The sequence below is a fragment of the Streptomyces sp. NPDC050509 genome (assembly GCF_044457965.1).
GTDB lineage: Bacteria > Actinomycetota > Actinomycetes > Streptomycetales > Streptomycetaceae > Streptomyces.
Genome location: NZ_JBITHL010000005.1, coordinates 449,979 through 464,482 on the forward strand (window position 1 = coordinate 449,979; position 14,504 = coordinate 464,482).

The following is a 14,504-nucleotide window of genomic DNA, read 5'->3' on the forward strand; positions in this document are numbered from 1 at the left end:
GACGACGCGGGGCGCGTGCCGCGCCGGAAGGCTGGGAGGGAGGGAAAGGAGAGGTCGCGTGATCGTCACCCTGATCATCATCTGCGAGGTCGGCTTCTGGGCGCTGCTGGCCGCCGGTCTCGCGCTGCGCTACCTGGCGGGGATGCGACGCCTGGGCGCGGGGGTCCTGCTGCTGGAGCCGCTGCTGGAGGTCGTGCTGCTGGTCGTCACGGCCGTCGACCTCAGGAACGGCGCGGAGCCGGACTGGAAACACGGTTTCGCGGCCCTCTACATCGGCTACACCGTCGCCTACGGCCACTACACGATCACCTGGCTCGACGGCCACGCCGCGCACCGTCTCGCCGGCGCCCCGCCCCCGCCGAAGCCGCCGCGCTACGGCGCCGCCCGCGCCCGCCACGAGGCCAAGCTGTGGCTGCGTACGCTGCTCGGCGCCGCGGTCGCCGCCGGGCTGCTCCAGCTCGCCGTCGTGTACGTGGGCGACGCGAACGACACCGGATCCCTGACCGCCTGGCAGCTCACCGCGGCGCGGGCCGCCGGGATCCACGGGGTGATCGCCCTGACGTACGCGCTCTGGCCGAAGAAGCCCCCGGCCGAGCATCCGGGAACCGCCGTCCCCACCCGGGTGGAGCGTCCCGGGCGGCTGACGAAGCGCTGATCCGCCCCGCCCGGGCGGCCGTCAGCGTTCGCCGCCCGGGACCCAGAGCACGTCCCCGACCTCCTTGTTGGCCGCGCGGGCCAGGATGAACAGGAGGTCGGAGAGGCGGTTCAGATACGTCGCCGTCAGCGTGTTCATCACGTCGCCGTGCACCTCCAGCGCCGCCCACGTCGAGCGCTCGGCCCGCCGGACGACCGTGCAGGACTGGTGCAGCAGCGCCGCGCCGGGCGTACCGCCGGGGAGGATGAAGCTGCGGAGCTTCTCCAGCCCCTCCAGGAAGTGGTCGCAGTCCGCCTCCAGCTTGTCGATGTACGCCTGCTCCACGCGCAGCGGCGGGAACTCAGGATTCTCGACGACGGGGGTGGAGAGGTCGGCGCCCACGTCGAAGAGGTCGTTCTGGACGCGGACCAGGACCTTCACGATCTCCGCGGGGAGCTGTCCCAGGGCGATCGCGGTGCCGATCACGGCGTTGGCCTCGTTGGCGTCGGCGTACGCGGCGATCCGCGGATCGGTCTTCGCGGTACGGCTCATGTCGCCGAGCGCCGTCGTGCCCTGGTCGCCGGTACGGGTGTAGATGCGCGTCAGATTGACCATACGGCCACCCTAATCAGCCACCGTCCCGGTCGCGCGGTCAAGTGCGCCGCGCGCGGCGCCTGATGGGGTGTGAGGGGCGGATGGGGGCGCGCGGGCGGGGCGCGGCGGTGTGATGTCCGTCATGTGAGACGTGACGCGCATCTCTTCACCGTTACACGGCGCGCCCTGACCGCTAACCTCCGGCAGAGGCAGCAGAAGTAAACATGCGTTAAATCTGAACAGAAGCCGAACGGGAAACGTGGGGTGCGTTGTGGCCAGGAAGCTCGCCGTCATCGGGGCCGGACTCATGGGGTCCGGAATCGCGCAGGTCTCGGCCCACGCGGGCTGGGACGTCGTGCTGCGTGATGTCACCGACGCGGCCCTGGCCAGGGGCGTGGACGGGATCAGGGCCTCGTACGGCAAGTTCGTCGCCAAGGGCAGGCTGGAGGAGGCCGACGCCGACGCGGCGCTCGCCCGGATCACCACGACGACCGACCTGGACGCCGTGGCCGACGCGGACATCGTCGTCGAGGCCGTCTTCGAACAGCTCGACGTCAAGCACGAGATCTTCCGTACGCTCGACAAGCTCGTACGGGAGGACGCCGTCCTCGCCTCCAACACCTCGGCCATCCCGATCACCAAGATCGCGGCGGTCACCGGGCGTCCGGAGCGTGTCGTCGGTACGCACTTCTTCTCGCCGGTACCGATGATGCGCCTGTGCGAACTGGTGCGCGGCTACAAGACCAGCGACGAAACCCTCGCCACCGCGCGGGAGTTCGCCGAGTCGGTGGGCAAGACCTGTGTCGTCGTCAACCGCGACGTCGCGGGCTTCGTGACCACCCGGCTCATCTCCGCGCTCGTCGTGGAGGCCGTGGAGCTCTACGAGTCGGGCGTCGCGTCCGCCGAGGACATCGACATCGCCTGCAAGCTGGGGTTCGGTCACGCCATGGGCCCGCTCGCCACCGCCGACCTCACCGGTATCGACATCCTGCTGCACGCCGCGGACAACATCTACGCCGAGACCCAGGACGAGAAGTTCGCGCCGCCGGAGCTGATGCGCCGGATGGTGGACGCGGGTGACATCGGCCGCAAGAGCGGGCAGGGGTTCTACAAGCACTGAGGTCCGGCCGGCGCCCCACGCGGCGCCGGCCCGTGTCGGCCGTTTCCTCACCCCACGGGGTGAATTCGATATCGGTTCGCCAACAGACGGCAACTTCTCAGGCCGTCCGGCAGTCAGTTGTTTGAAGACAAGAACAGAACAGAACAGGCCGGAGCACGGAAGCACTCTCGGGGAGAGCATATGCACATCAGGGGCGACCACGCCGAGCTGGTCGTCGGGGGCCGCCTCGACGTACGCAGCGCGGCGGACGCCCGTACGGTCCTGCACTCGGCCGTCGACGACGGAGTCGGCGATCTGGTGCTGGACCTGACCGAACTGGACTCCTGGGACGCCACCGGACTCGGCGTCATCATGGGAGCCCACCGACGCGCGGGGCGGTGTGGCCGGAGGCTTGTGCTGAGGGGTGTCCCGCCGCAGATGCAACGTCTGCTGGTGGCCACCCGGCTGCACCGCATCCTTGCCATCGAGGGCGGCATCGCCGCAGAATCGCTCCCTCGGGTCTGACCTGGTCTGACCTGGCCACCTCGCACAATCCTCACGAGACCGTGATGTCCCGGACGAGGTGTCGCCCCGGCTGTTCGTAGATACTGTGCGGAGGTTCAGGGTTCGGCCGTTCGCGGTTCGACGGACCCTGAGGAGCAGGCACCGGACCAGAAGCGGCGGATGGGCGTGTGAGGCCGGGGCAACGGCACGCCACGATCTGGGGGCTTTTCACCATGGACCCGATAAGCCGGGGGCCGGAGGAGCACGGCCGGCGCGACGACGACGCGCGCGGTGACGACGCGCGCCCCGACGGCCGGTACGACGCGAGTCCCGCCAGTGGGTACAACGCGAGTCCCGCCAGTGGGCACGAAGCGCCGCGCCCCGACGGTGGGCACGACGTCGAACGCGCCGTCGAACGCGCCGTCGTGAGTGTTCACGAGGGCGAACCCGCCGCGGCGGGCGGCGAGGCGGCCGAACCGCCTCGCCCGCCCCGTGTGTCGATCACGCCCGGCGTCCCGACGCCGACTCCGACCCCGTCGCCCGCCCCCCTCCCGGCCGTCGCCCACATCAAGGGCGCGGGCCCCATCACCCCGGCGCAGCCCGTCCGTACGGTCCAGCTCGTCTCGGGCGACCTGCTGGTGACCGTCAACCCCGTCGACGGCAGCGAGATCGAACGCCGCCCGCCCGGACGGGAACACACCGCGCCCGCCCGGCTCACCGCCGAGGAGCGCGCCGCCGTCCAGCGCGCCGGCCGCCCGCCCGTACCGGCGGGGCCCGCCGCGCCCGCGCTCCCGCTGCTGGAGCGGGGCGAGGAGCGCGCGAAGCTGGCGGAACTGCTGGGGCGCGGCCGTTCCGTACGCCTCACGGGACCCGCGGGCTCCGGGCGTACGGCGCTGATCGAGGCCGTGGCAGCGGACTGCGCGGACCTCGCGCCCGACGGCGTCGTCCGGCTCTCCGGATACCGCCGCACCGCCACCGAGCTGCTGTACGAGCTGTACGCGGCCGTCCACCGCTCGCCGCTCGCCCGCCCGGACCGGCCCGAACTCCTCGACCGGGTCCGCGACATCGGCGCTGTCGTCGTCCTGGACGACCTGGAACTGGGCGGGGAGGCACTGGACGAACTCCTCACCGCCACCCCGGAGTGCGCCTACCTGTGCGCCGCGACCCCCGACACCGCCGTGCCCTCGCCGGACGCGCGCCTCGAAGAGGTCACCCTCGGCGGTCTCGGCCGCGGCTCCTCGCTGGAACTCCTGGAGCACGTCGTCGAACGGCCGCTCACCGACGAGGAGGCCAACTGGGCGGGCGACCTCTGGTTCGAGTCCGAGGGGCTGCCGCTGCGCTTCGTCCAGGCCGGTGCACTGCTGCGCCAACGCGACCAGGCGCGCGCCGGAGCTGATGCTGTCGACGAGTTCGAGCCCTTCGTGCGCCCCTTCGAGCGCACGCCCGGCCCCGAGGGCGCCCCGGCCGCCGTGCCGGTCGTCCCCGGCGGCTACGACGTACCTCTGCCCACCCTCGGCGAGGGCGCCGCGCCCGCCGCCCCGCTCGCCGCCCGGCTGAGCGAGGCCGCGCGCGCCACCCTGCGCTTCGCCGTCGCGCTCGGCGGTGAGGTCCCGCACCAGGCGCACCTGCCCGCGCTGGTGGGCGACACCCACGCGGACGCCGCCCTCGGCGAGCTGATGAGCTGCGGACTGCTCACCCCGGTCGGCGGACGCTACCGGCTCGCGGCCGGCGTGGCCGCGCAACTGGAGGCGCAGGGGTACGGCGACGACGCCGTGGCCCACGCCCACACCGCCGCCCAGCACTACGCCTGGTGGTCGGGGCACCCCTCGGTCACCCCCGAGCGGGCCGCCACCGAGGCGGACGCCATCCTCGCGGCCATGGGCCCGCTGGTGCCCGGCACGGAGGCCGGCCACCCCAGCGCCGCCGTCCTGCTGGCCCGCAGCGCAGCGCCCGCGTTCCTCGCGGGGCTGCACTGGGGCGCCTGGGAACGGGCTCTGCGGGCCGGCTCCGAGGCGGCCAGGATGGCCGGAGAGGTCGCGGAAGAGGCGTACTTCCACCACGAGTTGGGCGTTCTCGCGCTCTGCGTCGGCAACCTGGACCGGGCGCGCGCCGAACTGGAGGCGTCCATCGGCATGCGCGGCGCCCTCGCCGACAAGATCGGCACGGTCGCGGGACGCAGGGCGCTCGCCCTGGTCACCGACCGCGAGGCCGCGCTGGCCGGGCCGAAGCCGCCGGGCTCGGAGACGCCGACCGTACGGTACGCGGAGCCGTTGTCACGGGCGGCCGGGCTGCCCGAACTGCCGGGGCTGTCGAAGCCGTCCCGCCCGGGACCGGGGCAGGCCGCGGGGCACGGGACCGGTACGGGCGGCGGACCGGCCGCCGGTGCCGGGGCCGGACTCGGCCTCAGTGCCGTCCCCGCGTCCGGGATCGGTTCCGGGGTCGGCTCCGGATCAGGTTCCGGCTCAGGTTACGGGTCCGGCTCCGGCGAGAACATGGCGCTGGTGACCCGGCGCGACACCCCCGCCCTCCCGCCCGGCTCCGACGCCCGGCCGGCCCACGCCGCGCCCCGGACCGCGGTGCCGGGCCACTCCCGCCGCCCGGCGATCGGCGGTGCCCGCCGCAACCTGGTCGCGGCGGGCGCGGGCGCCGTACTCGCGGCCGTGCTCGGTACGGTCGTGACCCTCGGCGCGACCTCGGACGGCGACCCCCTGCCGCCGGACAAGGTCCGTACGGAACAGTCCACGGACCCGGACGACAGCAACGGCGACGACGGCAACCCCGCCGAGCAGCCGGTCGACACCTCGACGTACAACCCGGGCGGCGTGCCCGCCGGACCCGAGTCCCCGAGCCCCACGGGCCCCACGGACAGCGCCGAACCCTCCGACTCGCCCTCGTCCTCGGGTACGCCCTCGGACGGCACCAGCTCGTCCCCGGGCGGCTCCCCGTCCACCTCGGGACAGCCGACGGACCCCACGGAGGAGCCGTCGGACACACCCACCGGCCCCTCGGGGCCGCCGTCGCCCTCGACGTCCGTCACACCGCCCACGGAGGAGCCCTCCGGCGAGCCCTCGGACACGGACACGGCGCCCGCGCCGTCGACCCCGCAGACCTCGGTGAGCGGCCCGGACCCGAGCCTCAGCGAGGAGCGGACGGTCGAACCGGGCGTCGTATGACGGCCTGACGGCCTCGTACGAGAAGTCCGGCGGGCCGCGCACACCGCGCGGCCCGCCGGACCTCGTACGACCGGGCTGTTACGTCATCACAGACCTACGCCGGAACGGATTCACGCCGGAACAGGCTCACGTCAGAAGAGGCGCAGCTTGTCGTCCTCGATGCCGCGCATGCCGTTGTAGTCCAGCACCACACACCCGATGCCCCGGTCCGTCGCCAGCACCCGCGCCTGCGGCTTGATCTCCTGCGCCGCGAACACACCCTTCACCGGTGCCAGATGCGGGTCGCGGTTGAGCAGCTCCAGATAGCGGGTGAGCTGCTCCACGCCGTCGATCTCGCCGCGCCGCTTGATCTCCACCGCCACCGTGCCGCCGTCGGCGTCCCGGCAGAGGATGTCCACCGGGCCGATCGCCGTCGGGTACTCGCGGCGGATGAGGCTGTACCCCTCGCCCAGCGTCTCGATGCGGTCGGCGAGCAGCTCCTGGAGGTGCGCTTCCACGCCGTCCTTGATGAGACCGGGGTCGACGCCCAGTTCATGCGACGAGTCGTGGAGGACTTCCTCCATCGTGATGATCAATTTCTCGCCCGCTTTGTTGATGACCGTCCAGACGCCGGTGTCCTCGTCCGTACCCTCCTTCAACGTGCAGGGAGGCGACATCCAGTTGAGCGGTTTGTACGCCCGGTCGTCGGCGTGGATGGACACACTGCCGTCGGCCTTGACCAGGATGAGACGGGGGGCGGAGGGCAGGTGGGCGGTGAGCCGGCCCGCGTAGTCGACGGAGCAGCGGGCAATGACGAGACGCATGGTCGGCAACGCTACTCGACTGCCGCCACCGCGCGCGATTCGCCCTGGAAGCCCCCGTTCGTTATTGGCCGGTTGTGGTCCCATTCTCCTGGTGCCCTCCCGTCGGCGCGCCTAACGTGGATGCGTGAGGTCGCCGGTCGTGCACGCTGCGTCGTCGTCGCCCTCCTTCCCTGCCCGTAAGGCCCCGTTCCCCGCGGGGTCGCGAGAGGAGAACCCATGTCGCTCGACGTCTCACCGGCACTGTTGGAACAGGCCGAGCGAGGCGAGGTCGACGAAGCGGCTTTCGTCGACTGCGTCCGGACCTCCCTGCCCTACGCATGGGAGATGATCAGTTCTCTGGTGGCTCAGCTGAAGGTGGACGGTGGACAGTTCGCCGACAACCAGACGCCTCCGCCGGACGAGCAGGCACGTGGTCAACTGCTGCGCGCGCTCGCGAGTGATGCCATTCGCGGTGCGCTCCAGCGTCACTTCGGAGTGCGGCTCGCATTCCAGAACTGCCACCGCGTCGCGGTGTTCCCGTTGGACCCCTCGGTCGACGAGCGGCTGGCCCGCTTCACCTCGGTGAGGGGCCAGTTGCTCAACCAGTCCCCTGAGCTCCGGGACTGCTGACGGTTTCGGCTGCCGCTCCCGCGCCGTGGGTGAGCCACGGCGCCGGAGCGGCAGCGTCCCTGACGGGCCCGTACCTACGGGTCCCGTAGGTACGGGCCGGGTCGCTCACGCGAGCAGGGGGAGCACCTCCGTCCCCAGGCGCCGTACGTTCTCCTCCGTGGCCGCCAGATCGCCGGAGCCCTCCACGAGCAGGGCGAAGCGCGTGATGCCCGTACGCTCCGCCGTGGCCGCGAGCCGGTCCGCCGCCAGCCTCGGCGGCCCCACCGGGTGCAGGGCGCAGAGCAGTTCCGTGTACGCCACCGGGTCGCGCATCGAGCGTGACCGGCCGTCGACCGTCACATGCGCGCCGAGCCCCTGGCGCAGCCAGCCGGGCATCGCCTTGACCAGGGTTTCCGAAGCGGCGGCGCGGCTGTCCGCGAGCTGCACCACGCCGGCCGACACATGCGGGGCGTTCTCGATCTCCGCGGGCGCCAGGCCCGCCGCGCGCGCGTGCGTACGCCACAGCGCGACCATCTCCGCCTTCTCCTCGTCACCGCAGTGCATGCCCAGCAGCATCGGCAGCCCGTGCCGGGCGGCCAGCCGCACGCTCCTGGGGGACGTACAGGCCATGATCGTCTCGGGTCGGCCGCCGGGGTACGTCAGCTCGTCGGCGCGGGGGACGACGGCGACCTCACGGAAGTGGAACCGGTCGCCGGAGGCCCCCACCCGCGACCCGCGCAGCCAGCGCAGCAGCAGCTCCAGCGCCTCGGGGAAGTCGCGCTCGTAGGCGCTCAGGCCCGTCCCGAAGACCTCCAGGTCGACCCAGGGGCCGCCCCGTCCCACCCCGAGGGTGAACCGCCCGCCGGAGACGAGATGGAGCAGCGCGGCCTGTTCGCCGAGCGCCACCGGATGTACGTTCGGCAACACGCTGACCGCCGTACCCACCCGGATGTGTCGCGTACGGCCGAGCAGCAGCGCGGCCAGGGTCACGGCCGACGGGCAGACGCCGTACGGCACGAAGTGGTGCTCGGCCAGCCAGACCGTGTCGAGTCCCGACTCCTCGGCCAGCTCCGTGGTGCGCACCGCCCGGTGCAGCGCTTCTCCCTGTCCCTGGCCCGGGAACTGGGCGGCCAGTACAAAAGCTCCAACACGCATCGCCTTCTGCCTCCTCGCGGCCGACGCGACTCCCCCTACTGGCAACAACGTCTGACACGTGCCAAAGGCACGGCCGGACGCGAAACTCGTGCGATTGTCCGGCGAGTGCCGTCCGTGGATCTCCTGCGGAGGCGGGGTGCGTGCGTCGCTGAGGGGCGTCTGCCCTGTGGCGCTGGCCGTAGGCTGGAATCGGTCCGTGCTGTCTGCCCCGTGAGGTGTTCCGTGTCCCCGCGTCGCAACCGCCCCCGAGGCGGCGAGAACCCGACCGACCGAGCCGCCGAGGCGGGCGACCGGTACGGCGGCTTCCAGCGATCGGAAACATGGCAGGGCGAGAACTGGTCAGTTCGCCACGTGGCGGGGGCAAGTGCCGCCGGTAAGCGGTACCGGTGCCCGGGATGCGACCAGGAGATCCCCTCCGCGGTGGCCCATGTGGTGGCGTGGCCCGAGTACGGCGGGGTGGACGACCGGCGTCACTGGCACCAGGCGTGCTGGAACGCGAAGGACCGCCGGACCTCGCGGGTGCAGCGGTCCCGTAACGCGCCGAGGTACTGAGCCCGGCGCCCTCCGCCCGGCGCGCCGGGCGTCACACGTCGCGCTGGTCCAGCGAGAAGAACGCGCCCACCATCGCGACCGCCGCCATCCCGGTGATGATCCACAGCGCCGTCCCCCCTCCCGGCCCCACAGTGCCGAAGGCGTCCCCGTAGAGCTGGACGATCTGGCTCGGGATCGAGTACATCAGCAGGAACTCCTGGACGCCGCGGAGCGACCTGGCCATCATGAATACCGCGAGGACGAGCGGCAGCAGCACCAGGCCGATCATCACGGTGATCGCCCCCGCCGAGTGCTTGACCAGCGCGCCGACCGCCATCGAGAACAGCCCGAGCATCGCCAGGTAGAAGCTGACACCGACCGTCCCGCGGATCCATTCGGAGGCGCTGGGCGCGTTCGCGTCGAGGATCGCGGTCTGGAGCGCGGCGACGATCATCGTGGTCACGGTCGTGACCGTGAAGACCACGGCGAAGAAGACGAGCGACTTGGCGGCCAGCACCCGGGCACGGCTGGGGCAGGCGGTGAGCGTGGTGCGGATCATGCCCGTGCCGTACTCCGAGGTGATGGTCAGCACCCCGAGCGTGATCACGCAGAGCGAGCCCAGCAGCACCCCGAAGAAGCCGAGGCCGAGCATGGACTCGCCGCTGACCTCGGCCTCCACGTCGCTGGCGTCCCGGGCGGAGACGACGATCAGCGCCGCGGCCACCCCGATGCCCACGATCAGGAGGACCAGGACGCCCAGGGACCACAGCGTGGCCCGTACGGAGCGCAGCTTCGTCCACTCGGAGGCCAGGGCGTCCCCGAGGTGGGCCCGCCGGGCCGGGATCGGCGAGGCGTACGGCGCCTGCCGCGGCGGGACCGCCTGCTGGTGCGGCACCTGCTGGTGCGGAGGCTGCTGATACGGGGTCGTTGGGGTGGACGGGGTCGGCGGGATCGTCATCGGGGGTCCTCGCTGATGTCACGCTTCGTCGGCTCCGCCGCGGGCGCCGGGGGGTCCTGCTGGTACGGGCCGGGGCCGGGTCCGGCCCCGGGCGGCGGCGGGGCGTACCAGCCCTGCTGAGGCACCTCGGGGACCACGGGCGGCGCGAACCCCTGCGGGGCCGCCCCGTACCCCTGCGGAGGCCCGTAGCCGGGCGGCTGGGGCGGCGGGGTGAAGCCGGCGAGGGCGTCGGCCGTGGAGCGGTAGTCGACGGTGGACTGCGTCATCCGCATGTACGCCTCCTCCAGCGACGCCTGGTGCGGGGACAGCTCCCAGAGCCGTACGTCCGCGCCGTGCGCCAGTTCGCTGATCCGGGGGAGCGGCAGGCCGGTGACCCGCAGCGCGCCGTCCGGCTCGGAGAGCACCTGGCCGCCCGCCCCGGTCAGTGCCGCGTGCAGCTTCTCCCGCAGCTCCGGCTCGTCCCGAGGGGTGCGGACCCGGGCGAAGTCGGCCGAGTTGGCCGAAATGAAGTCCTTGACACTCATGTCGGAGAGGAGCCGGCCGCGGCCGATCACGATGAGGTGGTCGGCGGTCACCGCCATCTCGCTCATGAGGTGCGAGGAGACGAAGACCGTACGGCCCTCGCCCGCGAGCTGCTTCATCAGATTGCGGACCCAGAGGATGCCCTCGGGGTCGAGACCGTTGACGGGCTCGTCGAAGAGCAGCACCTGCGGATCCCCGAGGAGCGCCGCCGCGATGCCCAGCCGCTGCCCCATGCCGAGCGAGTAGCCCTTGGAGCGCTGCTTGGCCACGTCCTGGAGGCCGACGACGCCGAGGACCTCGTCGACCCTGGCGGACGGGATGCCGGAGAGCTGGGCGAGCGAGAGGAGGTGGTTGCGCGCGCTGCGCCCGCCGTGCACGGCCTTGGCGTCGAGGAGCGCGCCGACCTGGCGCGGGGCGTTCGGGAGCTGCCGGAAGGGGTGGCCGCCGACCGTGACATGACCGCTGGTGGGACGGTCGAGACCGAGGATCATCCGCATCGTCGTGGACTTGCCGGAGCCGTTGGGGCCCAGGAACCCGGTGACATGGCCGGGCCTCACCTGGAAGGAAAGGTTGTACACGGCCGTCTTGGCACCGTAGCGCTTCGTCAGGCCGACTGCCTCGATCATTCTCCAGCCCCATCGACAAGGTCAGGTCTTTCGGGGCAGTGGCCGGTCCGGACCTAAGGCCCCCGTTAGAGTAAGGAGGATATCCACGCGTTGACGGTTCCGGCCAAGTCGTCCCGGCGGGGAGCCGGCCCCGTACGCGGGAGTCGGCCCCGTACGCGGGAGCCGGCCCCACGTCCCGAGGCACGCGCGGCAGTCGAACCCCCGTGCGCCGCAGACCGACCTACGCGTCGCGCTTCTTCAGTACGGCGTATCCGCCCGCCAGCGCGGCCACCACCCACAGTGCCATGATCCCCAGCCCCTGCCACGGACCGTACGGCGCCGGGGTCGAGTTCAGGGCCCCGGACACCACCTGGGTGATCTGGCGTCCCGCCTGGTCGGGGAAGTAGCGGGCGACATCCTTGGCGCCCGGGACGGCGGCCAGGATCTGCGAGACGAGGAAGAAGAACGGCATCAGGATGCCGAGCGAGAGGATCGAGCTGCGCAGCATCGCGGTGACGCCCATCGAGAACAGCGCGATCAGCGTCATGTAGAGACCGCTGCCGATCACCGCGCGCAGCACGTTCGGCTCGCCGATGCCCGTACCGTGGTCGCCGAGCAGCGCCTGGCCGAGGAAGAACGCCAGGAAGCCGGTGATCAGCCCGACCACCAGCGCCAGCACCCCGGCCACCAGGATCTTGCCGAAGAGGAACGTGGCGCGCTGCGGTACGGCCGCCAGCGAGCTGCGGATCATGCCCGAGCTGTACTCCGAGCCGACCACCAGAACCCCGAAGACCACCATCGCGAGCTGCCCGAGGACCATCCCCGAGAAGCTGGTGTACGTCGGGTCGAAGGTCGCCCGGTCCATCTCCGAGAGGGTGCCGAACTGGGAGTTCACCACCGCCGAGAGCGCCCCGCCCAGGGCCACCGTCACCACCAGCGCGCTGACCAGCGTCCAGGTCGTGGAGGAGACCGTACGGATCTTGGTCCACTCGGAGCGGAGGACCGCCGGAACCGATGCCATGGTCAGGCCACCTCGCCCTCGCCGGACCCGCGGGAGTGGTACTCGACCGACTCCGCCGTCATCCGCATGAACGCTTCTTCGAGAGAGGCGCGCTGGGCGCTCAGCTCGTGCAGCACGATCCCGTGACGTGCGGCCAGCTCACCCAGCTCCTCCGTGGTCGCCCCGTCGATCTCCAGGGCCCCGTCGGCCGCGTCGACCGCCGTGAAACCCGCCTCGCGCACCACGTCCTTCACCTGCTCGCGCTGCGGGGAACGCAGTCGCGCGTAACTCCGCGAATTCGCGTGGATGAAGTCGGCCATCGACGTGTTCGCGAGGAGCCGGCCCTGCCCGATCACGATCAAGTGATCGGCGGTCAGGGCCATTTCACTCATGAGATGACTGGATACGAAGATCGTGCGGCCTTCGTGTGCGAGTGCCTTCATGAGATTGCGGATCCAGTGGATTCCCTCGGGGTCCAGACCATTCACCGGTTCGTCGAACATCAAGATCTCCGGATCACCGAGCAGCGCCGCCGCGATACCGAGCCGCTGCCCCATCCCGAGGGAGAATCCCTTCGACTTCTTCCGCGCCACCGCCGTCAGTCCGACCACGTCGAGGACGTCCGCGACCCGGCTCTCCGGGATCCGGTTGCTCTGCGCCAGACAGAGGAGGTTGTTGTAGGCGGTGCGCCCGCCGTGCACGGACTTGGCCTCCAGCAGCGCCCCGATGTGCTTGAGCGGTTCCGCGAGGTCCCGGTAGTGCTTCCCGTCGATCCGGACCGAGCCACCCGTCGGATGGTCCAGACCGAGCATCATCCGCATCGTGGTCGACTTGCCCGCCCCGTTGGGGCCGAGGAACCCCGTCACCACGCCGGGCCGTACCTGGAAGGAGAGGTGATCGACCGCGACCTTACGGCCGAAGCGTTTGGTGAGCCCCTCTACCTCGATCATGCGGCCAACCTAAACGCGCACAAAGCCCCCCGCCACCGGAGTGACAGGGGGCTGCGCGATCGTTACCCGATCGATCGACCGGGTAGGGCCGAGGGTCTCAGCGGGACTGCTGCGCCGGGACCCCGCGGGAGATCGGCTCGTCGTCCGCCGGGGAGCCGGCGGCGGCCACCGCGGCACCCGTCAGCGTCGCCAGCATCTCGCGGACGTTGGTGAGCTGGGCGTTGATCGAGTCGCGGCGGTTCGTGAGCGCCGCCAGCTCGCGCTCCGATTCGCTGCGGATCCGGTCGGCCTTGGCGTTCGCGTCCGCCACGATGTCCTCGGACTGACGCTGCGCCGTCTCCACGGTCTGACGGGCCCTGCGCTCCGCGTCCGTACGCAGCTTCTCCGCCTCCAGGCGAAGCTGCTCGGCGCGGTGCTCGATCTCCGCCAGGCGCTTCTCGGCCTTCGCCTGACGGGACGCCAGGTCGCGCTCCGACTGCTCACGCCGCTTGGCGAGGTTCGTCTCGAAGTCCGTGGCGGCCTGGGCGGCCTTGGCACGGGTCTCCTCGAAGAGCGCGTCGGCCTCCTCACGCTTGGACTGCGCGTCCTTCTGCGCGTCCGAACGCAGCGTCGCCGCGTCGCCCTTCGCCTTGTCGACGATACGGACGCCCTCGTCCTCGGCCTTCGCCTTGCGGTCGACGGCGAACGCCTCGGCGTCGTTACGCACCTGCTGGGCCGCCGACTCGGCGAGCTCACGGTGCTGCTCCGACGCGCGACGGGCCTCCTCGCGCAGGTCCTTCGCCTCCTCCTCGGCGAGGCGGAGGATCTTCTCGACGCGGGCACCGAGGCCGGCGTACGACGGCTCGGCGTCGGTTACCTGGGCCTGGGCGTTCTGCGTCTCAAGGTGCAGTTCCTCGATGCGCTTTTCGAGAGCGGTGATGCGGGCCAGTGCACTGTCACGGTCGGCGACGAGTTTGGTAATGCGGTCGTCCACCTGACCGCGGTCGTAACCACGCCGCACGAGCTCGAAGCCGAATGGGGAGGAAGTGTCGCTCATGGGGTTCCTGTCGAATGAGACCGGTGAGGTGATAGGGGGAATCCTAGGGGCCTAAGCGGCGTGTCATCGAGCCGATGCAGCTTTGATATGGAGAATGTCCAGCCTTTTGAGTGGCAAGTCGCCCTCCGGGGACACCCGGACGGGCTCCGGAGACACTCGGACGGGTGCCGGAGACACCCGGACAGAGCGTCAGCCGGGGGGTGACGTCGCGGAGATGGGCATGCGCGTCCGAGGCGTTGTCGTCCCTCACCGACGCCGCGCGTCGACTCGGGCCGCCACCTCGCACCTCCACGCACCTACCCCCCCGTTCCTTCTCCCATCCGCAACTGACGGAAGGTCTCACTGACGGACG

General features: G+C 71.5%; 14 protein-coding genes. 6 read left to right on the top strand and 8 right to left on the bottom strand.

Annotation, left to right across the window (positions count from 1 at the left end; all coding sequences use genetic code 11):
- Window positions 1-58 precede the first annotated feature (58 nt).
- On the top strand, window positions 59-655 hold the full coding sequence (locus ACIBJC_RS17535; RefSeq protein WP_399292913.1) for a hypothetical protein: 597 nt from the start codon (window positions 59-61) through the stop codon (window positions 653-655).
- A 21-nt stretch (window positions 656-676) separates the two neighbouring features.
- Here ACIBJC_RS17535 and ACIBJC_RS17540 read toward each other — a convergent pair whose 3' ends face one another.
- Window positions 677-1,249, bottom strand: a complete 573-nt coding sequence (locus tag ACIBJC_RS17540; protein WP_399292915.1) for a cob(I)yrinic acid a,c-diamide adenosyltransferase — start codon at window positions 1,247-1,249, stop codon at window positions 677-679.
- Between the two features lie 250 nt (window positions 1,250-1,499).
- Between ACIBJC_RS17540 and ACIBJC_RS17545 the strand changes: the two genes are divergently transcribed.
- From ACIBJC_RS17545 to ACIBJC_RS17555, 3 genes are all read left to right on the top strand, one after another.
- Window positions 1,500-2,348 (top strand): 3-hydroxyacyl-CoA dehydrogenase family protein, encoded by an 849-nt coding sequence (locus ACIBJC_RS17545; protein ID WP_399292917.1) that lies wholly within the window; start codon window positions 1,500-1,502, stop codon window positions 2,346-2,348.
- 180 nt (window positions 2,349-2,528) lie between these two features.
- Window positions 2,529-2,852, top strand: a complete 324-nt coding sequence (locus tag ACIBJC_RS17550) for an STAS domain-containing protein (protein WP_046496099.1) — start codon at window positions 2,529-2,531, stop codon at window positions 2,850-2,852.
- Window positions 2,853-3,064: 212 nt separating this feature from the next.
- Window positions 3,065-6,004: an ATP-binding protein gene (locus ACIBJC_RS17555; protein ID WP_399292919.1), complete on the top strand. Its 2,940-nt coding sequence runs from the start codon at window positions 3,065-3,067 to the stop codon at window positions 6,002-6,004.
- A 131-nt stretch (window positions 6,005-6,135) separates the two neighbouring features.
- Here ACIBJC_RS17555 and nucS read toward each other — a convergent pair whose 3' ends face one another.
- Window positions 6,136-6,807 (bottom strand): endonuclease NucS, encoded by a 672-nt coding sequence (gene nucS, locus ACIBJC_RS17560; protein WP_385003485.1) that lies wholly within the window; start codon window positions 6,805-6,807, stop codon window positions 6,136-6,138.
- 216 nt (window positions 6,808-7,023) lie between these two features.
- Between nucS and ACIBJC_RS17565 the strand changes: the two genes are divergently transcribed.
- Entirely contained in the window at window positions 7,024-7,416 is a 393-nt protein-coding gene (locus ACIBJC_RS17565) for an SCO5389 family protein (protein ID WP_399292921.1), read from the top strand.
- 105 nt (window positions 7,417-7,521) lie between these two features.
- Here ACIBJC_RS17565 and ACIBJC_RS17570 read toward each other — a convergent pair whose 3' ends face one another.
- The gene (locus ACIBJC_RS17570; protein WP_399292923.1) at window positions 7,522-8,550 is read right to left on the bottom strand and encodes an LLM class flavin-dependent oxidoreductase; all 1,029 of its coding nucleotides are present in this window, start codon (window positions 8,548-8,550) and stop codon (window positions 7,522-7,524) included.
- A gap of 222 nt (window positions 8,551-8,772) precedes the next feature.
- On the opposite strand from ACIBJC_RS17570, the gene ACIBJC_RS17575 reads away from it, so the two are divergent.
- Window positions 8,773-9,102 (top strand): ATP/GTP-binding protein, encoded by a 330-nt coding sequence (locus tag ACIBJC_RS17575; RefSeq protein WP_329829508.1) that lies wholly within the window; start codon window positions 8,773-8,775, stop codon window positions 9,100-9,102.
- Window positions 9,103-9,133: 31 nt separating this feature from the next.
- Here ACIBJC_RS17575 and ACIBJC_RS17580 read toward each other — a convergent pair whose 3' ends face one another.
- The 5 genes from ACIBJC_RS17580 to ACIBJC_RS17600 form a co-directional block, all read right to left on the bottom strand.
- Window positions 9,134-10,039: an ABC transporter permease gene (locus ACIBJC_RS17580; RefSeq protein WP_399292925.1), complete on the bottom strand. Its 906-nt coding sequence runs from the start codon at window positions 10,037-10,039 to the stop codon at window positions 9,134-9,136.
- On the bottom strand, window positions 10,036-11,187 hold the full coding sequence (locus ACIBJC_RS17585; protein ID WP_399292927.1) for an ABC transporter ATP-binding protein: 1,152 nt from the start codon (window positions 11,185-11,187) through the stop codon (window positions 10,036-10,038). Before ACIBJC_RS17585 ends, ACIBJC_RS17580 begins: the two co-directional genes overlap by 4 nt.
- Before the next feature lie 220 nt (window positions 11,188-11,407).
- The gene (locus tag ACIBJC_RS17590) at window positions 11,408-12,187 is read right to left on the bottom strand and encodes an ABC transporter permease subunit (protein WP_399292929.1); all 780 of its coding nucleotides are present in this window, start codon (window positions 12,185-12,187) and stop codon (window positions 11,408-11,410) included.
- Window positions 12,188-12,189: 2 nt separating this feature from the next.
- Window positions 12,190-13,116, bottom strand: coding sequence for an ABC transporter ATP-binding protein (locus ACIBJC_RS17595; RefSeq protein WP_399292931.1), 927 nt, complete (start codon window positions 13,114-13,116; stop codon window positions 12,190-12,192).
- Between the two features lie 97 nt (window positions 13,117-13,213).
- Window positions 13,214-14,152: a cellulose-binding protein gene (locus ACIBJC_RS17600; protein WP_399292933.1), complete on the bottom strand. Its 939-nt coding sequence runs from the start codon at window positions 14,150-14,152 to the stop codon at window positions 13,214-13,216.
- Window positions 14,153-14,504 lie beyond the last annotated feature (352 nt).